Below are 25,842 nucleotides of genomic sequence, written 5' to 3' on the forward strand. Positions count from 1 at the left end.
TAAAATATTAAGGTTTATAAAATAAACTAGTTTATATTAGTCCTATGGAAAAGCAAATGACACATGAAGAAAGCCTGAAAATCATCACAGAGATGATTCAGCAGGCGAAGAGCAGCTATTCCAGAGGAGGGAGTTTTTACTTCTTACTTTGGGGCTGGGTGTATCTGGGGGCCAGTATTGGCTTTTATGTTTCGATGAAATGGTCCTTGATGGAGCATCCAGAATTGATTTGGTTGCTAACTGTACCTGCAGTGATATGGACGATAGTTCGTAGCGTGAGATCCGCTAAAAATAGCTCGTCGACCTCCCACCTTCAAAGTTTGCACCATCAGCTTTGGATAGCAATTGGTGTTGGGATTGGTATATCCTTGTTTTTTATGCCGCAGCTCGGTTTTTATCACAATGCGGTGATCTTGACTTTGTCAGGGATAGGTACTTATATGACTAGTCGAATTATGAAATACAACCCATTGATGATCGGGGCTTTTATTCTTTGGGTCGCTGCGGTTGTCAGTTTTATTGTCCCTATGACGGAGCAATATTTGGTGGCAGGTATTGGTATATTCGCGGGATATTTGATTCCTGGTTATCTATTAAAGAAAGAAGAAAAATGAAGGCATTTACTCCACTCGATCCCTTGCTACATTCCCAGCTTCGACTGGCAGTGATTAGCTTGCTGATGAGTCTGGAATCTGCAGAATTCACCTATATCAAGGAGAAAACAGAAGCCACGGCGGGTAATTTGAGTGTGCAGTTGGATAAGTTGTCTAAGGCAGGTTACATCGAAGTGACCAAGAGTTTTAAAGGTAAGAAACCTTTGACTACTTGTAAAATCACACCCAAAGGTCTTGAAGCTTTTGAACAATACGTCAAAGCTTTGAAGGAGTACATCGATTAATATTTTTTTGAATTTATGGTTTATAAAATAAAGTAGTTTAAAAATGAAAAATCTAATCAAAACAATGGTATTCATGGCAGTAGCTGCCTTTTCTACCGAAATTTATGCACAGCCTGACTTTTCGGCTGAAGTCAAATCTAAAATGCAGTCTCTCGCTTTTATGGTGGGAGAATGGGAAGGCAGCGGCTGGGCGATGACGCCCAATGGTAAAGAGAGTACGGAAGTAAAGGAGTCGATCTCCTATGCGCTTGGCGGTACCATTTTGCAAGTCAATGGAATTGGGACAAAAGAAGATAAGGTAGTACATGAGGCCTTTGGGGTGATCACTTTCAATCCATTCACCAAGGGCTATGGCATGGATGCCTATGTGGCCAAAGGAATGAAAACGTCCGCTACCGTTGAGATTCTGGATGAGGGAAAAATCAAATGGTATTTCAAGGCTGGGCCGAATATGACGATCCGTTATCAACTGACAGTAGAAGAGGGCGTGTGGAAGGAAACAGGAGAACGCAGCATGGATGGAGAAAACTGGCAGCAATTCTTTGAAATGACCCTAGAAAAAAAGAGTTAACCCTTATGTAAAAGTCTAGACTCTAGTTTCTGGAAAACTAGAGTCTATTTTTTTTATATCTTCACTTTATGAAGAAATACATTGCCCTACTGCGTGGAATAAATGTGAGCGGTCAGAAGAAAATAAAGATGGCTGAACTCAAAGAAACCCTGGCTAGTGCTGGGCTACAAAATGTGCAGACCTATATCCAAAGTGGCAATGTGATATTTGAGAGTGAGGAGAGCAGCGAGGAGGCGGCGAACAGAATCGAGGGAGCGATATACAAGGCCTACAATTTTGATGTTCCTACTCTGGTATTTGAGCAAAATTATCTCCAAAATGTGATTGATCAGAATCCATTTCTCTCCAAAGTGGATGACCCGAAGAAACTTTATGCCATTTTTCTTTATGATGACCTGACTCAGGAAGGTCTGGATCGATTGGCTTCAGCAGAACTAGGAGGCGATGAGTATGCGATAGTAGACGGTGTAGTCTATACCTGCTATCACAATGGCATGGGCAAAGCGAAGATGGATATCAATTTTATCGAGAAAAAATTGATGGTAAGAGCTACCAGTCGCAATTGGCGAACGGTGAATTTATTGTCTCAACATTAAATGGACATTAGTTTACTTATATTGAACCAATGATGATAAGATCCGTCCAAGTTTAGAAATTTCATTCCTATGGCAAACAACAAACTCCTAGTCAACGAACGCCAGGCAGATATTGGCAATTTTATGGTAGGGCGCTTACTACCTTTTCGCGAAAAGCGACAGGTGGGGCCTTTTACTTTTATCGATCATATGGGACCCACAGTGATCGAAAATCAACAATACATGGATGTAGATCAGCATCCACATATTGGTCTCAGTACGTTGACTTACCTTTTCGAAGGGGAAGTTCACCATCGAGACAGCATAGGTAGTGATCAGGTGATTCGACCAGGAGATGTGGGATTCATGACCGCCGGGAGTGGAGTGACTCATACGGAGCGAACACCAACGAGTCTTCGTACGGGACACCCCTTTACCATGCATGGCTACCAGATCTGGGTGGCATTGCCTAAAGACATGGAAGAAATGGAGCCGCGCTTTGATTTTTATTCTTCCGAAGAGATACCGACCTGGCAGACCGATGGCGTGACATTCCGTTTGGCTGCTGGCAATGCTTTTGGGAAGTCTGCTCCTCTTCAGGGTTTTTCCCCGCTTTTTATGTTAGATATTTTGGTAGAAAAAGATACTACATTGGATCTGCGCGGACAACTGAAGGGAGAAGTGGCTTTTGTGATCGTAAAAGGGGAGATCTCAGATGGCGACCAGAAGGCAGGAACCGGTCAGATGCTGATCAGCAGGACCAACGAGGCCTGCGAAATATGCATGCAGGCGGGAACTCAACTGATGCTATTCGGTGGAGAGCCTCTGCCAGAGGAGCGTTTCCTCATGTGGAATTTTGTTTCGCATAGCAAAGACCGACTGAATCAGGCCAAAGAAGACTGGAAGAATAAGAGTTTTCCTAAGGTTCCGGGAGATAATACTTATATTCCCTTTCCTTGACAATCATTAAACTATCTAAGACATGAGGCCAATCATTGACGCAGCTGAACTGAAAGAAATTATAGACGAGTATGGTTTGATATTAATAGATGCCAGCGGTGGGCCAAATGCTCATGCTGATTATACAAGTCAGCATCTCGCAGGTGCACAGTGGGTGGATTTAGAAACTCAGCTGGCGGAGATTGAAGAAGATGTGTCGCTAGGCGGTAGACACCCTTTGCCTAGCCTGAAACGATTTTCGGTGCTTTTGGGTGAATTGGGGATTACTCCTGAGAGCCATGTCGTGATTTATGATCATATGAATGGTGCCAATGCGGCTTCTCGTTTTTGGTGGATGCTACGGTCCGTGGGACACGAAAAGGTTCAGGTGCTCAATGGAGGCTTCAAGGCAGCCCAGGCTCTTGGTTTGCCCATAGATGCTGAGGGTGTCGAAATAAGAAAAGCTGTAGCCTACCCACTTGAAACCTGGCTGCTACCCATGGTCGATATCACAGAGGTAGAAGAGATATCACAGCAAGAAGATCACAGGTTGATAGATGTACGTTCGGCAGAGCGGTATCGTGGAGAGACCGAACCCATCGATTTGGTTGCAGGTCATATACCAGGAGCGATCAATATCCCGCTGACTGAAAACCTAGATGCAAATGGTTTGTTTTTAAGTCCTGAGGCACTGAAGACAAAATACTCCAAGGCACTAGAAGGTATTGATGCCGACAAGGTTATTATTCATTGTGGTTCTGGTGTTACGGCCTGTCATACCATTCTAGCCATGGACTATGCGGGGATGGCAATTCCCAACCTCTATGTAGGTTCCTGGAGCGAATGGAGCCGAAATGAGAAGGAGATGGTCTTGAAAGATTGAGTCTCCGTTTTACCCTTTTTACTACTTTCTAAATCTTTTTTAATATAAAAACTGCAATTGCGAATAATATGTATTTATATTTACTGCAATTACGAAAGATATAGATATGAAAAAGACAAAATTGGGGGAGTTTGAGGAACTGGTTTTGCTCACTGTGGCGGTGCTGAAGGAGGAGGCTTATGGTGTAGAGATCAAGAGAGAGCTCGAATCCCGACTAGAGGAGACCTTAAGTGTCGGATCGATCCAGTCTGCTTTGAAGAGGATGGAGGAGAAAGGATTTTTGACCTCCGAATTTGGAGAGGCTACCAAACAACGTGGGGGTAAGCGAAAAAGAATTTATACTGCTTCGACCCAAGGCATGCAGGTGTTGCAAGAAATGAAAGACATTCGATCTAGTCTTTGGGATTCTATCAAGCAACCTCAAGTATCCTTCGCTAATATATGAGTTCGGAGGAATTCAAATTACCCAAATGGTCCTTCAAGCTGATTCGTTTTCTTCTCAAACCTGAATACCAGGAAGAGATAGAAGGGGATTTGGAGGAACTCTATTCAGAACTTCTGGAGCAACACGCTGTTGCCAAAGCCAAACGACTGCTCTGGAAGGAAACTATTCAACTGATGCGTCCCAGCCTAATCAGAAACATGGGAGGCAATTATCGACTCAACTACTACGGCATGTTCAAAAATTATCTCATTGTAGTCTGGAGAAATCTCTTCAAGCAACCCGGCTTTTCTACCATCAATATTTTGAGCCTGACGCTAGGCATGGCAGCATGTATGCTGATTTACCTTTTTGTTCAAAATGAAAACTCTTTTGATTCCATCCATCAAAAGAAAGACCGGATCTATCGACTCTGCGAATTACAAACCTGGCCTGGAATCAAACCTCAAAAGGTACCCATCACCTGGCCGAAGATGGGGTTTGCGCTACCGGAGTATTTTCCAGAGGTGGAGAATTATGCCAGGTTTCAGGGTCTCCGAGAGCTGTTGTGGGAGACAGAGGATAAAAAGCTAATCGTAGAAAAGGCGGGTGCGGTTGATAGTACCTTTTTTGAAGTCTTTGATTTTCCAGTGCTCAAGGGGGAGTCCAGGGATATACTGGTAGAACCCAATACGGTACTACTATCCGAAGAGTTGGCCAGGCGATATTTTGGTACAGATGAGGTGCTAGGCAAAACGCTAAAGCAGGGAGAGGACATTTACCAAATCAAAGGGGTGTTTGCCAATGTTCCTGAACAATCGCATTTGCAGTTTGATCTGCTGCTTTCTTTATCAACATTTCGAAAGGATAATCCGGATTTTAATCAATCTACGGGATCTAATTTTATGATCACCTATGTGCTGCTCAATCCAGAAGCAGATGTAGAGGCTATGGAAGCCAAGTTCCCAGCCTATCTCGAATACTTATCCGAAGATGATAATGTCAATGAAATGTACAGCCTTTTTATGCAATCGCTGGAGGATGTGCATTTGGCCTCCACGGATATTGAGCATGATTATCATAATTACAACAAGTTCAACGGAAGGTATATCGATGTGTTTATCCTGACTGGTATCTTTATTATGATCATAGCCTGCGTCAACTTTATGAACCTGACGATTGCCCGAGCGAATACCAGATTCAAAGAAGTAGGGATTAGAAAGACGATCGGTGCTACAAGGCTGCAGTTGGTGATCCAATTTGTATTAGAATCGCTGCTCTTGGCCCTCGGCGCATTTATGATCGCCCTTATGCTAGTGAGTTTGGTTCTTCCTTCATTGAATCAGGTGATAGAAAGAAACCTACAGATACAAACATTCTGGAACCTTCAACAAGTCTTTATGTTGCTTGCTGGTGTATTGCTATTGGGTGTACTGACAGGACTCTATCCAGCACTGAAGATGTCTGCCTATCGGATTGCCTCTATCATCAGAGGAGGAGGCAGTGAAAGAAAGAAAAGTTTCCTTCGTAGCTCACTTATCGTAGTTCAGTTTAGTCTGTCCATGGGGATGATTATTTGTACCCTGGTCGTTGTGCAGCAGCTTTTCTTCATCAATTCCAAAGATGTCGGTTTTGACAGAGAGCATATCATGCTGATCAAAATGAACGATGAAGTCAATGACAAGTATGCCGTATTAAAGGAGGAGCTGAAGCAGCTATCCAATGTGCAGGGGGTGACTGCATCTGGACAGCGTCTGGGCAATAACATTCATCAGTGGGGCACAAAGTTTAGAAAAGATACGGCGATCGTTAATCTGGCGCCATCCAATCTGCAGGTGGACTATGACTTTTTAGAGGTCTACGGTATCGAGATGGTTGAAGGAAGGAATTTTTCCAGAGAATATGCCAATGACAATGGTTTGGCATTCATCATCAATCAATCGTTGGCTAGAGAAATGGGAGAAGATAGCCCGGTGGGTAAGTCTATGGGGCTATCCTGGTACCCTGACGATTCGCTGGGTACAGTGATCGGAGTGACAGAGAATTTCAATTTTAATACGCTGCATCACAAAGTGAATGCACTGGCACTGGTGGTTTATGAGGATTGGAATTTTAGGGAGATGACCGTAAAACTGGCCTCTGGAGATGTAAATGAGGCTGTTCAGGATATAGACAGAGTTTGGAAGGAGCATGTGGCTGATTTCCCTTTGAGCTTTCAGTTTCTCGATCAGCATTTCGAAGAGGTGTATAAGTCCGAGAGACAGATGGGATTTGTGGTTACCTGGGTTGCGGTGCTTTCTGTTTTGATCAGTTGCTTGGGCTTGTTTGGCCTGGCTTCCCTATCAATAGAGCGTCGTATCAAAGAGATCGGAGTAAGAAAAGTGATGGGTGCTACTACCAGTCAACTGCTCATGTTACTGTCTAAGAATTTCGCTGGATTGATCCTCCTCGCATTTGTCATCGCAGTGCCCTTGTCCTATACCTATTTGGATGGCTGGCTATCAGATTTTGCATTTAGGATCGACATCAGTCCATTGGTATTTGTGCTAGGCGGTGGCATGGCCTTGGCGATCGCTATGGGCACGATTAGCTTTCACACGATCCGAGCGGCTCGCACCAATCCGGCCCAAGTACTTAGGGATGAATAATTGGCGTTAAAAACTCATCAACTCTTTAAACTTCGGCGTCTGCCTGCGTGATACCTCTACGATGGAGCCATCGCGCAGATGGATGCGGATGCTGCCACTGAACCAGGGCTCTACTTTACAAGTGACTTTGCTTATCGTGTAAATATTGGATTGTCAATAGCTTCCTTATTTTTGTTAAATTGTGTCATAACGGATATCATTGTGTGTAGTGCTATTTGATATTTACTTGTGGTAAATAATAGCATTCAAAAATTATTATTTCTATTTAACCAGCCAATATGAAAGGTTTACTATCTGAAGGAATTCCCTCCGCGTTAAATGTATTATCAATTCAGTTTAAATTTTTTGCTCGCTTGAGCAAATACCTCCGTCTCTTACTAGCGCTCATGCTCCTTACTAGCTACAGCACACAGGCTCAGGATCGTCCCTTCATCACCACCTGGGAGACCACAGAGTCAAATGAAAGCATCACCATCCCTACCGCACGATCAGGCTACAGCTACACCGTAGACTGGGGTGATGGTAGTACAGATGAAACTGTCTATACGAGAGGTGCTACACACAGCTACGAGGATGCAGGCATCTATACAGTCTCCATCACAGGAGACTTCCCAAGAATCTACTTCAACGATAGGGGAAGTAACAAATACAAAATACTAACTATCGAGCAATGGGGGGATATAGAGTGGAGGAGTATGGAAAGTGCTTTTTCAGGTTGTAATAAACTAACTCTATCACCAGACCTTTCTGACACACCTGACTTAAGTAGAGTCAATAGTATGAAATACATGTTTCATAGAACTAGTTCATTAATAAATGGCAATCTGAATGAATGGGATGTGAGCAATGTAACCAATATGGACCACACTTTTGCCTACTCTGCCTTCAATGACGATCTAAGTGATTGGGATGTGAGTAAAGTAACAGATATGAGATATATGTTTTGGCATTCATCATTCAATCAAGATCTATCAACATGGGATGTAGGTAATGTGACTGTGATGACCGCAATGTTTTGGGGAACTCCATTCAATGGGGACATATCTAATTGGGACGTCAGTAATGTGACTTACATGGGCGGAATGTTTTTGGGGACTTCATTCAATGGGGACATATCTAATTGGGACGTCAGTAATGTGACTTACATGGACTTAATGTTTGAGAAGGCTCAATTCAATGGAGACATATCTAATTGGGATGTAAGTAATGTAGCCTCCATGAGCCATATGTTTCATGATACCGATTTTAATGGAGACATTTCATCTTGGGATGTAAGTAGTGTGATTAACATGACTGGAATGTTTAAGCAAAACAATTTTTTTAATCAAAATATATCAGACTGGGATGTGAGTAGTGTAACCCACACCGCTCAAATGTTCGAGGAAGCCAAGTCTTTTAACCAAGATCTCGCTAACTGGGACATTAGTCAATTGGAAGAAATGGATAACATGTTTGATTTTTCAGGCATGTCTAACAATCAATATGATAGATTGCTTGAAGGCTGGAGCACACTAGATAATGGAGAAACCCAAATTCCAGAAGGCTTAACATTAGGAGCTAGTGAAATAGCATACTGCAATGGAGGGGAAGCAAGAGAGCAATTGATCAATGACTATGGTTGGACAATAAATGATGCTGGTCAGGAATGTACTTCATTTATCACTACGTGGAAAACCACTACCACAGACGAAACGATTACTTTACCAACTACTGGCACAGGATACAGCTACACCGTCGATTGGGGAGATGGGTCTTCGGACGAAACGATTTATGCCGCTGGTGCTAGTCACAGCTACACCGATGCAGGCACCTATACTGTAACTATTAGTGGGGATTTTCCAAGAATACACTTCAACAATGCTGGTGACAAAGACAAGATCCAATCCGTAGAGCAATGGGGCACTGGACTTTGGAGCAGTATGGAAGGTGCATTTTATGGTTGTAGCAATTTAATCATCAATGCAAGTGATGCGCCTAACTATAAAGAAGTCAAAAGCCTATCTAATGCCTTCAAAGAGGCTAGTAAGTTCAATGCTACTGTCCATCTATGGGATGTGTCAAATGTAACAGATATGTCGGGCACGTTTGAAAATGCCAGCACTTTCAATCAAAGCCTAGGGCAATGGGACATCAGTCAAGTCACAGACATGAAGAATCTATTCTCTGGAACAGCAATTACAGATACCAACTATGACGCTACATTGATTGGATGGCAAAGCCTGGATAAGGGTGAATCTAAAATCCCAAGTGACATTCAACTAGATGCCAGCGGATTGAATTATTGTGCCGGATTGGATGCCAGGGCACTTTTGGTTAGTGAACAAAACTGGAGTATCGTGGGCGACAACTTCGATTTGAGTTGTCGCTTGGAGAATTTGCGTGGAAAGTCAGGAAATGAAAACGAAGAAATGTCTTATTTGGTAGACCGACTCAAGGAAGGCTATGAAAACACGACCTTACACTACCAAATAGATGCTGCGTCGTTAGATGTAGGTATGTTGCTAGATGAAAACACAGGAAGATTAACTTGGACACCAACTGAAGAAGATAACGGCACATATGAAGTAACAATTACACTCTCATATGAAGACGAGGAGTTATCTCAGGTTATAACCATCACCGTAAACGAAATCAACCAAGCACCTGAGCTTGCACTGACCAACCAAAGCGTCCATGCACTGCAGACACTCAACTACACTATCCCCGCCACAGACGCAGATCTCCCAGCCAATACCTTGACATACACATTGGATCAGGCCTCATTGGACTTGGGCATGACGCTGGATGCCAGCACAGGAGCCTTCAGTTGGACACCGGTGGATGGTCAGCAAGGAGAGTACAGCGTCACCGTCACTGTCAGTGATGGTACAGCGGAAGTATCTGCTGAGTTTGTGGTCACCGTAGACGATGTATTGGCAGTGGCCAGCCCATGGGCGGAAGAAGTAAGCCTCTACCCTAGCCCGGCAAATGAGCAATTCAACCTGACCCTGAGCAATGACTATCAGGGACCAATAACACTACGTATCATCAACCTTTCTGCCAGAGTGGTGATGGAGTATTCTTTCGAGAAACGATCCGAAGCTTTTCAGCAAATTGTGTCTGTTGACCAGTTACCTGCAGGCACCTATATTCTAAAGCTCAGTACAGGAAACGAAGTAGTGCTGACGCAGAAGGTTTTGAAGAATTGAGCAATGATTCTAATATTTGTTCGTGGTTAGAATTATCTCTATCAAATAGGTTAAGGACTAAAAACTCATCAACTCTTTAAACTTCAGCGTCTGCCTGCGTGATACCTCTACGATGGAGTCATCGCGCAGATGGATGCGGATGCTGCCACTGAACCAGGGTTCTACTTTGTCGATCCATTTGAGATTGATGATCTGCTGGCGATTGGCGCGGAAGAAAACCTGTGGATCGAGTCGCTTCTCCATGTAGTTGAGCGTACGCGGAATCATAGGAGTTTGGTCTTCGAAATAGATCTTGGTGTAGTTGTCATAGATCTCAAAGATGCGGATGTTTTTTAGCTCCACGAACCAGCAGTGTTCCCCATCTTTCACGAATACCTGACTGCTTTCCGTCAGTCGTTCTTTTTCCGGGGCTAGCTTTCCAGCCAGACGATCGCGTACCTTGTTGAGTGCGCGCGCCAGGCGTTCGGCCTTAACTGGTTTTTGCAGGTAGTCGAGTGCATTGAAGTCGAAGGCTTTCATCGCGTACTCGTTGTAGGCCGTGACGAAAATGACCTCCGGCACTTCGTCCAATTCTTCGAGTAGCGCAAACCCATCTTTGCCCGGCATCTGGATGTCGAGAAAGATCAGGTCTGGGCGATGTTCCTCGATCAAGGTTTTGGCTTCATCAACGTTGGCTGCCTCGGCCACCACATCAATGTCAGCGATTCCTTTCAGCAAGTAGCCCAGTTCCTGTCTGGCTAGTTTCGTATCATCAACTAATATCGCTTTCATATTTCGCCGGTAGTATTAAAGTCGCCACCACTTGCTCTTCCTTTTGTGCTAAAGTAAAAGAAGGGGCCGCATTGAACAACCATTGGATACGGCTAGTAGCATTTTTTATTCCGATGCCCGTTCCGTTGGAGGATGGTTTGATTTGCCCCGTGTTCGCTATGCGTATTTCCAGATCTTCATCGCTTTTGGTCACTTCGATGGTTATTTCACCCCCTTCCTTCAATTGGGAGATCCCGTGTTTTACGGCATTTTCTGCCAAAGTCTGTATGACCATAGGAGGGATGATACAGTTGAGCGTATTTTCATCCGCCTTGACCTGGTAGTTTAGACGTCCGTCATACTGGATGCTTTCCAGGTCCAGGTAGTTTTTCAGAATGTCGATCTCTTCTGCGATCGTTACTTTTTCTCTCTTGCTAAACTCGATGGAATAGCGCAGGATGTCTGAAAGGTTGGTGACCATGTCTCGGGCTTTCATTTGATCCTGTAGAATGAGTGCTCGGATGTTGTTGAGCGAGTTGAAAAGAAAGTGTGGGTTGATCTGAGCCTTCAGCGCAATCAATTCTGCATCCTTCAGGGCGGTTTGGGTTGTCAGTTTTTCGATTTTGTTTTTACGGGCGCTTTCTATGGATTTGAATCCGACATACAGAATACTCCACATGAATAGCATAAAAGATAAATTAAATACATAGATAGGGACATTGCTCCATTCGAAAGCATGGAAATTGTCGAACCAATCGAAGATCAAATAGAGCAATATATGAACATTCAGGTTGCTGAGGATAGAGCCCAGGATACTGGCCATCAGAAGTCTTAAAATCAATGCGCCTATTCCCAAATCCAGCCATTGTTTCTTTTTGATAGTCCAGCGAATGCCATGAGAGGCAAAAAGGGTAGAAGTACCGATGATGAATTGCGCCACAATCATTTGCGGGCTCATAGCGTCAGGCTTGTTGAATTTTACACTAAGGATAAGTATGGCAATATAAATGCCCCATCCGAGCAGTTGGCAAAACCAGTAGAGGAGTGTTTTAGATGAATCTTTCATGGATAGTCGAATTTAGTTGTTTTGGTTTAGAAAATATCGCTTAAAAAAGCCTCCGTCTGTTGCATAAAAAACTCAGGATCATCCCACATGATGAAGTGCTTGCCTTTGTCTGAAAGTTCGATCTTTACCTCTTCGAGCAGTGCAAACTGTGATTCGAAATTCTTCATTGTCATTTCTTTGGTCACGCCGTACTGCTTGTAGGCTATGTAAGCGCCTAGCACTAAAACAGGCGTTTTCACCTGACTCATTTCGTCGCGAAGGTCTGTGGTGTAGAGTTCGTACATGGCCTGATTGACGGTGGCGCGATCGCTGGCCAGTCCCCATTGCATGGCCGTTTCGATGTCTTCCTCAGCAGTGATCATAGTTTGGAGCGTGCTGCGCTGCTGCTGGACGAACTGCTCCTCGCTCATTTGCGCTTGTGCAGCGATGATGGCCTTGGAGGCTTCTTTCATAGATTCTTCGGTGGCATAGGGGTTCGTGACTGCTGCGAGGAAAGGTAGACCGTCTACTATAATCGCACGATCAAATAGTGCAGGTTCCTTGCTCAGCATATCCAGGGCTAGAAACCCACCGAGACTATGGCCGATGATAGAAGGGTGATCGAGTCCTTGTGCGTAGGTGATGATCTCAGTGCTCATTTTAGGGCAGAATCCTTCAGACACATCGATGGCTTCCTTTCCAGCAAAGCCAGGAAGGGTAATTACATGGCAGGTATAGCTGTTGCTCAACTTGGCGGCTGTTTCGTCCCAAACCGCTCCATCGCAAGTAAGTCCCGGGATGAAAATGAGATCAGGGCCCTGCCCAGTTACTTCAACTTCGAAAGATAGAGAGTTGGCGCTTTGCCCATTGGAGCTGACAGAGATGGCTGTAAGTAGACCGATAAGGATGGCGATCCAGGGTGTCAGCGGGTTTTGGTTGCAGATTAGTTTTCGCATGGTGTTTAGTGTTTTGTTCATGAGTCAAAAGTAGGTGTGGGCTGTACCGATTCACAGCATCTTGTAGGGAGCGGTCGAGGAGACCGGTGAGTGGGGGAGGGTTTCGACAAGTGCCTAGGCTTGTCTATTATTGTGATGTAGCTTAGTTAATATTTGCATGCCTATTAGAGCCAACCTCATTATTGTACTTTTCTGTTTACCACTTAGCGTTTTTTGCCAAGTGATTTCCAGTGACTCAATTCAAGATGAAACTCTTGTGGATTCATTGAAGCAGAATCAGTGGACTGCTGAAAGTTGTGAAAGGGAACTCTTGAACGCTGTTAAAAACAAAGATTACAATTTAGCTCAAAAATTGTTAGAGGCAGATTGTGATCCAAATGGTCAAGAGAGACCTGAAAATATCTCCCGTGATTGCCCTCTTACTTGGGCTGTATCTCAAAATGATACTTCAATGATTCAGCTCTTGTTACATTTTGGAGCTGATCCCAATTATAAAAGGGGAGATTCATGGTTGAGTCCATTTCATTTTGCGGCGGGACAAGAAACGGAAGCTTTTTCCTTGTTACTGGCTGCAGGGGGAGATGTGAACACTGTCAGTAAGCATAGATATACTCCCATATATAAGGCAATACTTAAGGGGCGGTTAGAAAATGTAAAACTTTTGATTGAAGCTGGAGCTCCATTAGAGCCTGATTCCTTAAACTTCAACTATGGCCCACTACATATAGCCGCAATTTATGGACAGAATGAAATCATCAAATACCTTTTAGAAAAAGGGGTAAATCCCAATGCACTCTATTATGAGGAGCCTGGTGGTGATTGTTATGTTTGTTTTATGAATGTTTCGCCCATCGAAATGGCCGCAGGAAGTCCTGATCTGAATGATGAAGAAAGATTAAGTACTGTACGTCTTTTGTGTGAGAATGGAGCGGCAATTAACGAAACAGAAGAGAATGATTATGATCCTTTGCACTTTGCTGTTTTAACGGAAAGTGAGAAAACTATAGAATACCTATTAGAAAAGGGTGCCGATATAGGCCTATCATTGATAGAAGCTGCTCGTCAACCCAATGTGAATACGATGAGGATTTTGATAGAGGCTGGTGCCGATGTGAATCTCTCTCATCCTAGATCAGGATCTCCAATAAACAATGCGCTCTTTTATACTTTAGATGGCCCAATGCCTGAAGAAGATATGATGAAGCGGTTGCCAGCCGTTGAGTTGTTATTAGATGCCGGTGCTAAAGTGGATCAAAGTACAATTGATGCGGTGTATAAGATGCAGTGGGATGAGGTGATATGTTTATTCGAAGATTATTGTTTGATTGATGATTAAGTCACTAGTCGCATCCCCAAAAAGTCATGGCGACTCTTTTTAATTGCTTACTAACATTTGAATCACTCATTAGCAAAGTGTAATGCCCACCTTCCATTCTATAGACAACAAATATTAAGTCAAGTTCATTATCAGAATTTAGATCGCCATACCATACTAGTTCCGCCAAAGAGTTTTTTCCCTGATAAATAATTGGAGATAAGTTTTGATGAGAGGATTGGTCGTAGTTCAATTCTGAGCATCGGAGTTGATAATTTTCAATATCCAAACAATGAGTATATTCTTCACAAACAATACTATTTACTGTGCCAATGGCATTTAATGTTTTATGGCTTATTATTCCCTTCTCTTTTTGGAGAAATATTCGTCTTGTCTGCCCTGGATAAAGCCTGCCGCAGCCCATACAGGTTTCGGATTGAGGATTGATTTTACCAAGCGATTGATTTGTTTGTAATGGTGTTTTAGAGGCAATAAGAAAAACTGATTCTTGTGGGAGATTAGTATGCATGGGAATTCCCTCGCTTTGACTATCACGTTCCATATTGATCTCAACTGATTTCAGTATGTACTGCTCACCTTCCTCATATATTCCATACCAATTAAGCGTAGGATCAAAGTCGGTTCGACCACATCCATCATGTTCTAAGGATAAGCGATAATCAGGATCATCACCAGCGAATACTTCTGATTTAGCTAAATAAGGATCAAAAACATATCCTTCCATTTGTTTGTATCTGGCTTTAACCCAACTTCCCCAGACACCATCAATTGTTGCTTCTTTGGCGTTGATGGTACATATAGCCACAGGTTCCCAAAATGGTATTACCGCTATTTTCTTTCCTTCCAGGCTGGGTTGGTCTCTTAGATTAATTCCGTTGGATGAACTTACGAATCCAATAGTTTGCCAATCGCAGCTATCAAAGCAATAAGTGAAATGCTGGGTAATAAACAACAGGATTAACAATGCCAGGGCTTTTTTCATGGTTGATGTGTTAAGCTAAGGCGAATATAGAGAAAGAAGTTGTATTTGAAGAGTAGTGATGGATTGTAAGCCGCCTCACTGATCCTACCAGCTCTACGAAAAATACAAAGCCAAATAGCATGAGTAATCAGGTTACTCCAAGTAACCTGATTACTTCTTAGCGAGCAGATCACATAGATAGAGAAGTGCCCCAGCAATCATTGTGAGCCCATTTACTAAAGTTGCAAGCCCCGCGCAGATTGCAGGGAGCTATTATAAGCTGTTGCAAGTCTCGTGCAATCTGCAGGGAGACATTATAGCTTGTTGCAAGTCTCCTGCAATTTGCAGCAAGCTTGCAACTCTCTGAAATCTGCCCCTGCAATTTGCAGGGTCCTTGCAACTCTGTGTAATCACTCGCTGCAATTTGTGGCGGCCTTGCAACTGTCTAAAAATTCTTTCGGCTGTTTGCTCGGGATTGGCAACAGCTTGCAAAGGCATCTGGGAGTACTAGCAGCACTTTTTAGTCCTTTTTATTCAATATGACTATCCCAAGTTTCAATTATACTTTTAAGCGAGGGGGTGAAAGTGTTCTTATTACATTTTCAAATCAGACCGTCATTCACTAATATTAAAGTGCAGCATATTAATTTATTCGAATATGTATAACCAATAAACACAATAAACATGAGTACAGCAACCGTACGAGTAAAGTATGATGGCAGCACTTTGTCCCTGAGCAACGACGGCTCTACATGGTCAAGTGACTGTAGCTTTTTGACTAACGTTTCCCCTAATGGCAAGATTGAGTGGGTGACTGAAACCAATGGGCTGACTATTACCAACATTGAGATCACTGTCAACAATGACAAGATCTTAAAGAAATCTCCCTACGAACAAGATGGCGTATGGTATGCCAAAATCAAAGACAAAGATTCTGGTCGAGCAACCTATGTCATTCAATATTCGGTGAATGGAGTAGAACAGCCGGAGTTTGATCCAGAAATGATCATAAAGAGAACCTAAAAGATGAGGCCATTAGGACTTAAAATATTTTTTTTCTTAGCCTGCATGATTGCAGGCTTTTTTTCCTTATACGGACAACAACAACAAATCGCTGATAGCTTAATTGAACATTTAAACCATAATCAAGTCTCCGATTCAGCAAAATGTCAATTATATCTTGAAATTGCCTTCCATGGTGGCCTAGAACAAAAAACTATTTATGCAAAAAAGGCTTTAAACCTAGCAGAAAAAATAGATTACCCAATAGGACAAGCACATAGCCTATCCTACCTCGGAGTAGTTGATAAAAGACAAGGAAACTTAGAAAATGCAATTGACTATTACCTAAAGGCAGAAAAGATATATAGACAAAACCAATATTACTCAGGGCTTGCCGCCACTTTATCAGACCTAGGTAGTCTTTACAGAGTTCAAAAGAATTTTGAAGTAGCCAGAAGCTATTATAACCAAGGTTGCAAAATACTAAGACAACACGCTGATTCCCTATCCTTGGCAGCTTCTTTATTGAACATGGGAGAGCTGTATCGCGACTTCCAAGTGTTTGACTCTGCGCTAATTCTTTTTTCAGAATCATCAGAAATTTTTAACATTTCCAACTACCCTATTGGTACTGCCTACAACCTCGGCAACATAGGCCTGGTCTATGCCGAACAAGGCAAATACCAACTGGCCGAAGAAAACATAAACGAGGCGATTGCCATCTTAGAAGAAATGGGGGATCGCTACCCTATAGCAGTATATGAAACTTCTCTGGCTGAGATTTATGTCAAACGTGGCAATATTAAGCAGGCGCTAGCGTATGCCCATCATGCCCTGCAGATCGGCGAAGAAGAGGGCTTGAAAGAACAAATTCGAGACGCCAGCCTTCAACTATCTAAGCTATACAAGACCCAAAACAACTACCAAAAGGCCTACGACTACCAAAACCAATACCTAAGCTACCGAGACAGCATCAACAATGAAGAAACCATCAGAAAAATGGCCGACCTGCGTACCGAGTATGAGGTTGGGCAAAAACAAGCAGAAGTAGACCTAAAGGCTGCCGAAGTTAACCTGCTGGAAGAAGAAGCTAAAGTCAATCGTTTCATCAAGATAGGGGGTAGCGTATTTATCTTGTTTTTGCTGATTCTGTCTGTAGTGTTCTACAAACTCTATAAAATCAAGGAGCAAGCCGAAGAGGCCATCCGAGACAAGCGTCAGGCGCTGGAAGAGATGAATGCCACCAAGGACAAGTTCTTCTCCCTTATTTCCCATGACCTTCGAGGACCGATCAGCAATTTTAGCGGAGTGGCTCAGCTGATCCAGACCCATATCCGCAACAATAACACAGAGGAAATTCAGCGTGTCGGGATGGTGCTGGAGGATTCGTCTCACGAAATATCCTCTCTACTCGACAACCTGCTCGACTGGTCCATGAACCAGCAAGGGCATGTCTCCTACAAACCAGAAGAAATCAGCGTAGAAGAGATCTGCAACCCTGCCCTTCGTGTGATGTGCAACTCGGCAGAGGCCAAAGGCATCCAGATGACAGAGGAGATCTATAGCGAACTCATGCTCCGTGCCGACCTCAACAGCTGTTCTACCATCATCCGAAACATCATCAGCAACTCCCTCAAATTCACTCCTGAGAAGGGTAGCATCACGCTAAGTGTCACTCAGGTAGATAACTATGCTAAGATTACCATTCAGGATACAGGTATTGGTATTCCACAAGAGAAGATAGAGACTCTATTTACCTTCCAGGGAGATCGCAAGCGCTGGGGCACCAAAGGGGAAAAAGGCGTAGGACTTGGCCTCAATCTCGTCAAGGAATTCGTCGATCTCAACCAGGGCAAAATAGAAGTAGAAAGCGAGGAAGGGAAAGGATCTTCTTTCCATGTTTATTTGCCTTTGTTCGAAGAAGTACAATAAACGTTTTGGTTGCTGGCAATAAGCAAATGGTCAATTGCCAAGAGCGGTAAGTATTTCATCATTATGTGTTTCAAATTTGAAAAGATTGAACCATCAAGAGGGATATGCAATAGAATCTCTTGACTGTCTGATCAATTTTGAACTAGGATTGGAAATCTTGGCCATATTTTTGCTTCAATCGACCTATTATGACCAGACTAATCTTACTCTCACTACTAGCTATCTGCCTCAGTTGCAGTTCGTCCAATCAGGTCGAAGACCTCTATGGTCTCTGGCAATTGAAATATGTGAAAATTGATAAGGAACCTCGAGATTTCACACCGCATTATTTGCTCATCGATTCTACAGGTGTTTTCAAGGTAGCCAAATCTAGCGGAGACATCAGCGGATTCTATTATGTGAAGGATCAGCAGTTGAAGCTCGTAGGCAAAGACAACGGCTGGTTCAATACCCAGTGGCATTGGATGGAAACCAATGATCGACTCTACCTAAAGGCGAAAGTCAACTATAAACACTATCTAAGTAAAGTAAGACCTCTCGAACGAGAACTGAATTCTGCGCTCGTCTTTCATCGAGTAGAGCGAGTGGAGGACAATCATGAATTTGAAAAGGATATTTTGGGAGATTGGCAGCTCTACAAAATTCAGAAAGAAGGACATACCGAGCAGGTCGAGCACATGCAGCTCAGCTTCAGCGACCAGGGCCAATATGCCATCTACAAAGATAGCCTCCTGCTCGAATCCGGAGAGGTCGGTATCTATTCGCGCTACCGCAGTCTGTTTTTCAGCCAAGGAGAATCCCTCTGGCAAGCCTACGGCAAAGGCGATGAAATGCGCCTCTTCAACGAAGAAGACGACATCAGGTACTGGTTGAGGAGGTAGTGTACAAGAGTTGGTTTCAGAGCTACCAATTTACCTTTCCTGCCCAATTTGGGCGATAGACTCAGTGTGACCGGAAATCCATGAGGAATCTAGCAGCTAGGTTCCTTGTCATGGTGAGCCCTGTCGAACCATAAACAAGCAGAGCTGAACCTTCAGTATAGCTGTATTGTTGATCTGTGTTACTTTTTTAGATCCCTCCTAAGGTCAAGAAACACAAGTAATAAAAACACCTCATTGGTACTTTTGAGACCAGTCTGCGACTGGCAGGAATCTATTAGAGAAATGCAGGACTGACGCTTCTGCTCAGCTCCACTTCACCAACACCACCTCTGCATTGATCTTGTGCTGATCGAAGTGCTCTAGCCAGAAGAGTTGCTTTTCGGCGAGGTGATCAGTGGGGGATTTTACTTCGTAGAAATGGTATTCCTTTTCGTTCCAGACGAAGAGGTCGGGGAAGCCAGAAGATCGCGTCCTCGGATCCAGAGCAATGGTCAGTAGGGTTTGCTTAACCTGCTTTGGGCTCAGGAATTCTACCAGCTTGATGGCTGCCTCCAGATTCATTCTCTCCCAGTTGACGAACATGCTGGCCACTCCCTGATTGGCTTCATAATAGCGCTGCATCCGATCGATGATTTGCTTCTTGGTGCGAAGACCCTCTAGTCGCTGGTGTATGGCCTCTTTGCGATTGAGGTAGAAGTCTTTGCTAAAGGCATCCTTAGGGTCACGCTGTAGCGGTTGGTAGATCTGGTTGTATTCCGGGTCGAAGATTTCCTCCCAAAAGATCAGTCCGAAGATGCTGCGCCAGATGCTGTTTTCGGAGTGAACACCCTGATAGCCCAGCTCCTCGAAGTAGGCCAGTGCGCCCTGTTCCACCCGGTACTGATAATCTTGCGAAACTTCGATTTCCATGCCCTGTTTTTGTCTGCGGGTGGTGGATTTCAGCTTTTCGTTGTTGCGGTTGATCACGTCTTGCGCGATGTAGTATTCTTTGTTGTCGTTGGGTGCTTCGAGGATGCGTTCCGCCAGCGCCATGGCTGATTCGAAATCTTTTTGCTTGTTGTAGATGCGGATCTGTCGCTCCCGCATGGGTGAGGCCTCCGTGTGTTGATAGATGCGCAGTGCCTCTTCGAAGTGCTTTTGTTTCTCTAGGTGGTAGCCTACCCTGTGGATCAGTTTATCCGCCCTTGGTTTGGCGCGATCCATCTGCAGGAAGTAGTTGATCTCCAAAGCATCGAACCATCGCAGGATCAATTCCGGACTGCCACTTTCTTCTAGTACTGCGAAATCACGCGCATGATTGGATAGTGTCATTACAGCTTCTGCTTCCTCTCGAGTATCGAAGGACTGCCCCAGTTTTGATTCGTCTATCTCTATGAATTTGGCATGGCCGATGTCTCGGATCACAAAGTCCGACATGTCGCCATGGTTGTGCCCAAAAAAGAAAAGCTTGATCATGGCCAGCTCTTCTTCTTTGGCTTGTGTCAGGATCGTCTCTTCCTCGTAGAACTGGACTCGGATTTCTGGAGAGGGGATATTTTCTACTATCTGTAGCACCAGTTCTGACTTGGGCAGTTTGTGGTCGAGCGTCTCCTTATGCGCTTTGGTTTTTTTGACAATCTCGGGCTTGTTGTAGATGTTGACCAGTGCGTACTCTTCCTCTATTTCAAGCTTGGGGATTTGCTCACAAAACCCCGTGCTTAGCAATTCTTCATGGGCTCGATGTATATCAGGTATTTCTGCGTACTGCAGTTTTACCATCCGAAAAAAGCGCCCCTTTCGATTGCTCAGACGAACATAAAGACACTGGGCATCTTCGGATAGGGAATGAAAGTCATCGATGAAATTGAACTCAGGTTCACGCAGCAGGGCTTCATATTTTTGCCGGACAAAATCCAGCACATATTTGAAGTTGTCCAGGTAATATTTTTCAGGTAATATGATTTTTTCTTCAGTGCCCATGCCGTTCGTGTACAAAACTAAGCGCTAATGAGATTTACGCTTGCCATAGTAGGGATTAAAAGCTAAATTAAGTTACCAAATTGCCAAACTGTGCTCAACTACTACGACATATTGGGAGTGTCTTCTTCGGCGACTCAGGAGGAGATCAAGGCGGCTTACAAAGCCAAGGCCAAAGAATACCATCCGGATAGGAATTTTGGTGATCCGCACAAGGAGGAGGTGTTCAAGCAGGTCAATGAAGCCTACAGCACTTTGAGCAACAGCTATACGCGTTCCAAGTACGACATGCTCTTGCGCTACGGCCATTCACAGAGCAGCGCATACGGCACTACCTACGAGCGCCCTCGTCCCAGACCACATCAGGCTTATCGCAGACAGCCTGTTTCTGTTACCTCCAAGGAAAATCTGAAAGCCACGGGTTATGCTTTTCTGTTTGCCTTCATCATCGCGGTGATCATCAAGACGAGTATTTTCATCTATCAGGAGTATCGGGAAGCTGAGATGGAGGAGCTGCTGACTCAGCGTCGAGCGATTTTTCATCAGATTCAGAGCAAGAAGCAGTCTGGTGAGTTGGTAGAGAGCCTGGAATTATTGGCTGACATGGGGAGCTTTTATTCTGCAGAGCGGGACATGAGCTACTACAAGGAAAACCTGCTTACAGAGATCAAAGACAAAGGGGATGAATACCTGGAGGCAGGGGAATATGCCAAAGCATTGGACATGTATGATGCGCTGAAGGAATATGCCTATGGTCACTCCAGAGCCTACATGAAGAAGCTGGCCTTTACCTACAAAGGCATGGGTCGTATCAAAGATGCCATTGACATCTATCGCACGCTGCATCTCTATGGCTATGAGTCTATGGATTTTTACTATGAGATGGGGCAGCTCTATGAGGAGGGAGTCAATGATCATGTGCAGGCGCTCAAGTATTACAAAATATGTGCTGAAAAGGCGGCGGCTAGCTATGAAATCACCATAGGTCGGGCTTATCCCATCATCATCAATGCGGCCTTGATTCCCGAACAGCACTATCATATCTACATGAAAGTGGCTCAGATGCATCTGGTCACAGGAGAATATGACAAGGCCATCGAGGCGGTTGAGTGGTCACAGGAGATCTGGCCAGACAGCACATACCAATACCATATCAGGGCCCTGGCCTTGCAGCAGCTGGGGAAAAACGCAGAAAGCAAAGCGGTAATCAAAACAGCAAAAGCCCATGATCCTGATTTTGAGTTGGAATCAATGGAAGAGATTGTTTTGATGTCTTCCAAATAATCTTATTTTTGAAATATCTATAATCAAGCCTCAATGACAAACCAACGATACCAGCTGCTACTTTTTCTTGTCCTTTCTTGTTTTACTGCTCTGGCTCAACAGTCGCCAGATATTCTTCATTATCGTTTTGATGTCACTCTCACCGATGCTTCAGACCGCATTCAGATGATTGAGCAGGTTCAGTTTAGACCGCAGTGGGCTGATAGTCTTCGCTTAGATCTTGATGAGAGTATGACAGTCGCTTCGTTAAGTCTGGATGGCGAGGAGCTTCCTTTCGTCCATGAAAATGATCAGGTAGTGATTCCCTTGCCTGAGAGCAACGAGGCGATGGAGTTGGGATTGACTTACTCGGGTGAGCCGCAGGATGGTCTGATTATCTCTAGAAACGAATATGGTCGCAGAACCTTTTTTTCAGATCACTGGCCTAACCGGGCGCATTACTGGCTAGCAGTGGTGGATCACCCAACTGAAAAAGCCAGCTGTGAATTTGTAGTGACGGCTCCTTCCCAATATAGTGTAGTGAGTAATGGACTACTGCAATCCGAAGAATCTCTGGACGGAAATGCGAAGAAAACCCATTGGAAAATGAAGCATCCCATCCCTACCAAAGTGATGGCAATGGGTGTGGCCGATTTTGAGGTCAATGAGCTGGATAGCCTGTCCAAAACATGGCTGTACCGATATGGTGGACGAGATTATAAAACGGATTTTCTTGAGGCCAATAAGGTCAGGCAGTTTTTGATTGATCAGATAGCGCCATATCCATTTGATAAGCTGGATCATGTGGAGTCGACTACCAAATATGGCGGGATGGAAAATGCAGGTTGCATTTTTTATAGAGAATCGAGTGTAAATGATAAAGGAGAAATCGTCGGTTTGATTGCCCATGAAGTGGCCCACCAATGGTTTGGCAACAGTGCTTCTGAGGCTGGCTGGGAGCATATTTGGCTCAGCGAAGGCTTTGCAACCTACTATGAGTATTTGACGATCAAGGCGTTTTATGGACTGGACAGTATGCGTGCTTTAGCGGATGAGATAGAGCTAAAAATCATGGACTATGAGGACAGCCATCCTAACCAAGCTGTATTGAATCAAAACTATGAGCAATTAGATGATATCCTGAATGCGCTTAGCTATGACAAGGCGGGCTGGATGTTGCGCATGCTGCATCACTATGTAGGTGAGGATCTGTTCAATCAAATTGTGAAGACCTACTACGAGAAATACAAATACAGCAATGCTACCACAGATGATTTTATTGCAGTTGCCGAACAGGTCTCAGGCCAGGATTTGAAGTTCTTTTTTCATCAATGGTTGGTCGTACCCGGACGTCCGCATGTAGTGTGTAGTTATAAGTTCAAACGTGGGGTGCTAGAACTGGATTTCGAACAAAAATCCTCGCACATATATACGCTGAAGATCGATGTGCCTGTCATGCTTAGCCATAACAAAATGGAAATTCGCTCGGTCCTACTCAACGAGCGCCAGCAAAGTTTTAAAATTAAAGATGTCCTTATAGAGGGCAAACCAAATTTAGATCCGCTCAATCTGATCTATGGTTTTATAGAAATTAAGTAGAGCAAATATACCTTTAGAGGATTTGAACCAACCATTTATCACATATCCGTTTTATCCTATCTATTCACGCAGTAGATTGAACCTTTATTAATCAAAGACAATGAAGAAGAAAGTACTAACTCTATTGGCCCTAGCCTTGACAACCACAAGTCTGATGGCCCAAGATCAGAAATATAAAGTAACGATCGACCTAAACAATGTAGTAGAAGACCGTGTCATGGTGACATGTGAACTGCCTGCTATTCCCAAAGACACCATAGAGTATCACATACCTAAAATCGTTCCTGGAACTTATTCTATTTATGATTTTGGACGCTTTGCGTTGGATTTCAAAGCGATGAATGCCGATGGTGATACCTTGACTACCACCAATATTACAGACAATAGAATAGCCATTTACGGATCGAAGGATCTAGCCAGCATTAGCTATTGGGTAGACGATACCTATGATACAGACAAGTCCAATTTTATTTTCGAACCTGCTGGAACAAGCATCGAGGACGATACCTGCTATGTGATCAACACCTTCGCCATGGTTGGATATTTGGAAGGAATGAAGGACCTGCCTTACGAAGTGACGATTTCTAAACCTGCAGCTCTATTTGGAGCTACTGCCTTAAGTAAAGAAATCATCAATGATAGCACCGATGTTTACACGACTGGCAATTATTTTGATTTGGCTGATGGTCCTATCATGTATAGTGTGCCAGATACTGCCACTTTCGAGGTAGGTGGAGCTAAGATTTTGATATCTGTTTACTCTCCTAATAATGTCCTAGAGTCTTCTTTTGTCAAGGAACAGATCGTGCCGACCCTAGAGGCGCAAAAAGAATATATGGGTGGCGAGCTACCGGTTGATAATTATGCTTTTTTGGTTTACCTCTTCAATGGCATGTCTGGTTCTGGTGGATTCGGAGCGCTGGAGCATTCTTATTCTTCTATGTATTCTTTGCCGGAGCTTGATCCTATGCGATTGGCACAGATCATTCGTGATGTTGCCGCTCATGAGTTTTTTCATATTGTGACTCCTTTGAATATCCACTCTGAAGAGATCGGAGAGTTTGATTTTATCAATCCTAAGATGTCTAAACACCTTTGGTTGTATGAGGGTATGACTGAATATGCTGCCGGTCTGGCACAGGTGAAATACGGAGAGATGAGTATGGACGATTATCTCAATGTGATTTTCGGAAAGATCAAATCATCCAGAAGCAACTATCAGGATGATCTGCCTTTTACAGAGCTTAGCAAGAAATGCCTGGACGAGACGAAAGACCAATATGGCAATGTCTACCAAAAAGGTGCCTTGATCGGGATGGCCTTGGATATCCGTCTGAGAGAACTGTCCGGTGGAGAGTATGGCGTGGAACAGATGATGATCGACTTGTCTAAAAAATATGGTAAAGAACAATCTTTCAAAGACGATGAGCTATTCGATCAAATCACAGAGATGACTTATCCGGAGATAGGAGAGTTCTTTGACCAGTATGTAGCAGGAGGTACGCCGATTCCGTATGGAGACTTTTTGGGCAAAGCAGGGATTGATTTTGACAGTGGAGAATCAACTAAAGAGTTGAGCTTAGGTCAAATTGGTTTTGCTGTGCATGATACCCTACTCATGATTCAATCCGTTTCTAAAGCCAATGCATTTGGTAGAGAAATGGGCTATCAGCAAGGGGATATTTTTCTGGAGTTTGATGGAGAGGATATAGACATTTCAAACTATCAAGAGCTATTTGCTGCCTACAAGGAGAATCATGAGGTAGGAGACAAAATAAAGATTATTGTCCTTCGCGAAAATGAGGATGGTGAATTGAAAAAGGTGAAATTAAAAGCCAGAGCAATAGAAGTAGAGGTGACTAAGGATAGTAAAATCTCTCTTAATCCAGATGCTACGGAAGAACAGCTGGCATTGAGAAAAGCCTGGTTGAATAAGTAGTAACTAGGAAAAATAATGAAAGAAGCCGATGGGTCGAAGGACTTATCGGCTTTTTTTATGTTCCAATTGCATCGAGTTGAAAAATTGAAATTTATGAGA

Annotated in this window: 22 protein-coding genes; 16 read left to right on the top strand and 6 right to left on the bottom strand. The window is 43.8% G+C overall.

What is annotated here, in order from left to right:
• The first annotated feature begins 44 nt into the window (after window positions 1-44).
• The 8 genes from N7U62_RS19490 (at window position 45) to N7U62_RS19525 (ending at window position 6,935) form a co-directional block, all read left to right on the top strand.
• On the top strand, window positions 45-614 hold the full coding sequence (locus N7U62_RS19490) for a hypothetical protein (protein ID WP_264139760.1): 570 nt from the start codon (window positions 45-47) through the stop codon (window positions 612-614).
• Window positions 611-898, top strand: a complete 288-nt coding sequence (locus tag N7U62_RS19495; protein ID WP_264139761.1) for a winged helix-turn-helix domain-containing protein — start codon at window positions 611-613, stop codon at window positions 896-898. Before N7U62_RS19490 ends, N7U62_RS19495 begins: the two co-directional genes overlap by 4 nt.
• Before the next feature lie 43 nt (window positions 899-941).
• Window positions 942-1,469 (top strand): hypothetical protein, encoded by a 528-nt coding sequence (locus tag N7U62_RS19500; protein WP_264139762.1) that lies wholly within the window; start codon window positions 942-944, stop codon window positions 1,467-1,469.
• A gap of 68 nt (window positions 1,470-1,537) precedes the next feature.
• Window positions 1,538-2,065, top strand: a complete 528-nt coding sequence (locus N7U62_RS19505; protein WP_264139763.1) for a DUF1697 domain-containing protein — start codon at window positions 1,538-1,540, stop codon at window positions 2,063-2,065.
• Between the two features lie 69 nt (window positions 2,066-2,134).
• Window positions 2,135-3,004 carry a pirin family protein gene (locus N7U62_RS19510; protein ID WP_264139764.1) on the top strand — a complete coding sequence of 290 codons (870 nt, stop codon included), beginning with the start codon at window positions 2,135-2,137 and terminating at the stop codon, window positions 3,002-3,004.
• A gap of 22 nt (window positions 3,005-3,026) precedes the next feature.
• On the top strand, window positions 3,027-3,866 hold the full coding sequence (locus tag N7U62_RS19515; RefSeq protein ID WP_264139766.1) for a sulfurtransferase: 840 nt from the start codon (window positions 3,027-3,029) through the stop codon (window positions 3,864-3,866).
• Window positions 3,867-3,972: 106 nt separating this feature from the next.
• The gene (locus tag N7U62_RS19520; RefSeq protein WP_264139767.1) at window positions 3,973-4,311 is read left to right on the top strand and encodes a PadR family transcriptional regulator; all 339 of its coding nucleotides are present in this window, start codon (window positions 3,973-3,975) and stop codon (window positions 4,309-4,311) included.
• Window positions 4,308-6,935 (top strand): ABC transporter permease, encoded by a 2,628-nt coding sequence (locus N7U62_RS19525; protein ID WP_264139768.1) that lies wholly within the window; start codon window positions 4,308-4,310, stop codon window positions 6,933-6,935. Before N7U62_RS19520 ends, N7U62_RS19525 begins: the two co-directional genes overlap by 4 nt.
• Window positions 6,936-6,941: 6 nt before the next feature.
• On the opposite strand, the gene N7U62_RS19530 is transcribed toward N7U62_RS19525, so the two are convergent.
• Window positions 6,942-7,079, bottom strand: coding sequence for a LytTR family transcriptional regulator DNA-binding domain-containing protein (locus tag N7U62_RS19530; protein WP_318840751.1), 138 nt, complete (start codon window positions 7,077-7,079; stop codon window positions 6,942-6,944).
• Window positions 7,080-7,288: 209 nt separating this feature from the next.
• On the opposite strand from N7U62_RS19530, the gene N7U62_RS19535 reads away from it, so the two are divergent.
• Window positions 7,289-10,123 carry a BspA family leucine-rich repeat surface protein gene (locus N7U62_RS19535; RefSeq protein ID WP_264139769.1) on the top strand — a complete coding sequence of 945 codons (2,835 nt, stop codon included), beginning with the start codon at window positions 7,289-7,291 and terminating at the stop codon, window positions 10,121-10,123.
• Window positions 10,124-10,180: 57 nt separating this feature from the next.
• On the opposite strand, the gene N7U62_RS19540 is transcribed toward N7U62_RS19535, so the two are convergent.
• From N7U62_RS19540 to N7U62_RS19550, 3 genes are read right to left on the bottom strand one after another with little or no spacing between them, the layout of a single operon-like run.
• Window positions 10,181-10,894 (bottom strand): LytR/AlgR family response regulator transcription factor, encoded by a 714-nt coding sequence (locus N7U62_RS19540; RefSeq protein WP_264139770.1) that lies wholly within the window; start codon window positions 10,892-10,894, stop codon window positions 10,181-10,183.
• On the bottom strand, window positions 10,875-11,939 hold the full coding sequence (locus N7U62_RS19545; RefSeq protein ID WP_264139771.1) for a sensor histidine kinase: 1,065 nt from the start codon (window positions 11,937-11,939) through the stop codon (window positions 10,875-10,877). Before N7U62_RS19545 ends, N7U62_RS19540 begins: the two co-directional genes overlap by 20 nt.
• 26 nt (window positions 11,940-11,965) lie before the next feature.
• Window positions 11,966-12,895, bottom strand: a complete 930-nt coding sequence (locus tag N7U62_RS19550; protein ID WP_264139772.1) for an alpha/beta fold hydrolase — start codon at window positions 12,893-12,895, stop codon at window positions 11,966-11,968.
• A 136-nt stretch (window positions 12,896-13,031) separates the two neighbouring features.
• Between N7U62_RS19550 and N7U62_RS19555 the strand changes: the two genes are divergently transcribed.
• Window positions 13,032-14,210, top strand: coding sequence for an ankyrin repeat domain-containing protein (locus N7U62_RS19555; protein ID WP_264139773.1), 1,179 nt, complete (start codon window positions 13,032-13,034; stop codon window positions 14,208-14,210).
• A 4-nt stretch (window positions 14,211-14,214) separates the two neighbouring features.
• On the opposite strand, the gene N7U62_RS19560 is transcribed toward N7U62_RS19555, so the two are convergent.
• Window positions 14,215-15,192: an SH3 domain-containing protein gene (locus N7U62_RS19560; protein WP_264139775.1), complete on the bottom strand. Its 978-nt coding sequence runs from the start codon at window positions 15,190-15,192 to the stop codon at window positions 14,215-14,217.
• Window positions 15,193-15,855: 663 nt separating this feature from the next.
• Between N7U62_RS19560 and N7U62_RS19565 the strand changes: the two genes are divergently transcribed.
• From N7U62_RS19565 to N7U62_RS19575, 3 genes are all read left to right on the top strand, one after another.
• Window positions 15,856-16,194: a hypothetical protein gene (locus N7U62_RS19565; RefSeq protein ID WP_264139776.1), complete on the top strand. Its 339-nt coding sequence runs from the start codon at window positions 15,856-15,858 to the stop codon at window positions 16,192-16,194.
• A gap of 45 nt (window positions 16,195-16,239) precedes the next feature.
• Window positions 16,240-18,105, top strand: a complete 1,866-nt coding sequence (locus N7U62_RS19570; protein WP_264139777.1) for an ATP-binding protein — start codon at window positions 16,240-16,242, stop codon at window positions 18,103-18,105.
• A gap of 188 nt (window positions 18,106-18,293) precedes the next feature.
• Window positions 18,294-18,986 (top strand): hypothetical protein, encoded by a 693-nt coding sequence (locus N7U62_RS19575; protein WP_264139778.1) that lies wholly within the window; start codon window positions 18,294-18,296, stop codon window positions 18,984-18,986.
• 303 nt (window positions 18,987-19,289) lie between these two features.
• On the opposite strand, the gene N7U62_RS19580 is transcribed toward N7U62_RS19575, so the two are convergent.
• Window positions 19,290-20,945: a VRR-NUC domain-containing protein gene (locus N7U62_RS19580; RefSeq protein WP_264139780.1), complete on the bottom strand. Its 1,656-nt coding sequence runs from the start codon at window positions 20,943-20,945 to the stop codon at window positions 19,290-19,292.
• A gap of 90 nt (window positions 20,946-21,035) precedes the next feature.
• Between N7U62_RS19580 and N7U62_RS19585 the strand changes: the two genes are divergently transcribed.
• The 3 genes from N7U62_RS19585 to N7U62_RS19595 all read left to right on the top strand — a co-directional run bounded on the left by N7U62_RS19585 (window position 21,036) and on the right by N7U62_RS19595 (window position 25,743).
• Window positions 21,036-22,226, top strand: a complete 1,191-nt coding sequence (locus N7U62_RS19585; RefSeq protein WP_264139781.1) for a J domain-containing protein — start codon at window positions 21,036-21,038, stop codon at window positions 22,224-22,226.
• 33 nt (window positions 22,227-22,259) lie between these two features.
• Window positions 22,260-23,804 carry a M1 family metallopeptidase gene (locus tag N7U62_RS19590; protein ID WP_264139783.1) on the top strand — a complete coding sequence of 515 codons (1,545 nt, stop codon included), beginning with the start codon at window positions 22,260-22,262 and terminating at the stop codon, window positions 23,802-23,804.
• Between the two features lie 100 nt (window positions 23,805-23,904).
• The gene (locus N7U62_RS19595) at window positions 23,905-25,743 is read left to right on the top strand and encodes a M61 family metallopeptidase (protein WP_264139784.1); all 1,839 of its coding nucleotides are present in this window, start codon (window positions 23,905-23,907) and stop codon (window positions 25,741-25,743) included.
• Window positions 25,744-25,842 lie beyond the last annotated feature (99 nt).

It is taken from the genome of Reichenbachiella ulvae (assembly GCF_025833875.1).
GTDB classification, from domain to species: Bacteria; Bacteroidota; Bacteroidia; order Cytophagales; family Cyclobacteriaceae; genus Reichenbachiella; species Reichenbachiella ulvae.

Bases quoted from the DNA above. Each gene is read 5' to 3' on its own strand.
- N7U62_RS19490 (WP_264139760.1), top strand. From the start codon at position 45: ATGGAAAAGCAAATGACACATGAAGAAAGCCTGAAAATCATCACAGAG.
- N7U62_RS19495 (WP_264139761.1), top strand. From the start codon at position 611: ATGAAGGCATTTACTCCACTCGATCCCTTGCTACATTCCCAGCTTCGA.
- N7U62_RS19500 (WP_264139762.1), top strand. From the start codon at position 942: ATGAAAAATCTAATCAAAACAATGGTATTCATGGCAGTAGCTGCCTTT.
- N7U62_RS19505 (WP_264139763.1), top strand. From the start codon at position 1,538: ATGAAGAAATACATTGCCCTACTGCGTGGAATAAATGTGAGCGGTCAG.
- N7U62_RS19510 (WP_264139764.1), top strand. From the start codon at position 2,135: ATGGCAAACAACAAACTCCTAGTCAACGAACGCCAGGCAGATATTGGC.
- N7U62_RS19515 (WP_264139766.1), top strand. From the start codon at position 3,027: ATGAGGCCAATCATTGACGCAGCTGAACTGAAAGAAATTATAGACGAG.
- N7U62_RS19520 (WP_264139767.1), top strand. From the start codon at position 3,973: ATGAAAAAGACAAAATTGGGGGAGTTTGAGGAACTGGTTTTGCTCACT.
- N7U62_RS19525 (WP_264139768.1), top strand. From the start codon at position 4,308: ATGAGTTCGGAGGAATTCAAATTACCCAAATGGTCCTTCAAGCTGATT.
- N7U62_RS19540 (WP_264139770.1), bottom strand. From the start codon at position 10,894: ATGAAAGCGATATTAGTTGATGATACGAAACTAGCCAGACAGGAACTG.
- N7U62_RS19545 (WP_264139771.1), bottom strand. From the start codon at position 11,939: ATGAAAGATTCATCTAAAACACTCCTCTACTGGTTTTGCCAACTGCTC.
- N7U62_RS19550 (WP_264139772.1), bottom strand. From the start codon at position 12,895: ATGAACAAAACACTAAACACCATGCGAAAACTAATCTGCAACCAAAAC.
- N7U62_RS19555 (WP_264139773.1), top strand. From the start codon at position 13,032: ATGCCTATTAGAGCCAACCTCATTATTGTACTTTTCTGTTTACCACTT.
- N7U62_RS19560 (WP_264139775.1), bottom strand. From the start codon at position 15,192: ATGAAAAAAGCCCTGGCATTGTTAATCCTGTTGTTTATTACCCAGCAT.
- N7U62_RS19565 (WP_264139776.1), top strand. From the start codon at position 15,856: ATGAGTACAGCAACCGTACGAGTAAAGTATGATGGCAGCACTTTGTCC.
- N7U62_RS19570 (WP_264139777.1), top strand. From the start codon at position 16,240: ATGATTGCAGGCTTTTTTTCCTTATACGGACAACAACAACAAATCGCT.
- N7U62_RS19575 (WP_264139778.1), top strand. From the start codon at position 18,294: ATGACCAGACTAATCTTACTCTCACTACTAGCTATCTGCCTCAGTTGC.
- N7U62_RS19580 (WP_264139780.1), bottom strand. From the start codon at position 20,945: ATGGGCACTGAAGAAAAAATCATATTACCTGAAAAATATTACCTGGAC.
- N7U62_RS19590 (WP_264139783.1), top strand. From the start codon at position 22,260: ATGACAAACCAACGATACCAGCTGCTACTTTTTCTTGTCCTTTCTTGT.
- N7U62_RS19595 (WP_264139784.1), top strand. From the start codon at position 23,905: ATGAAGAAGAAAGTACTAACTCTATTGGCCCTAGCCTTGACAACCACA.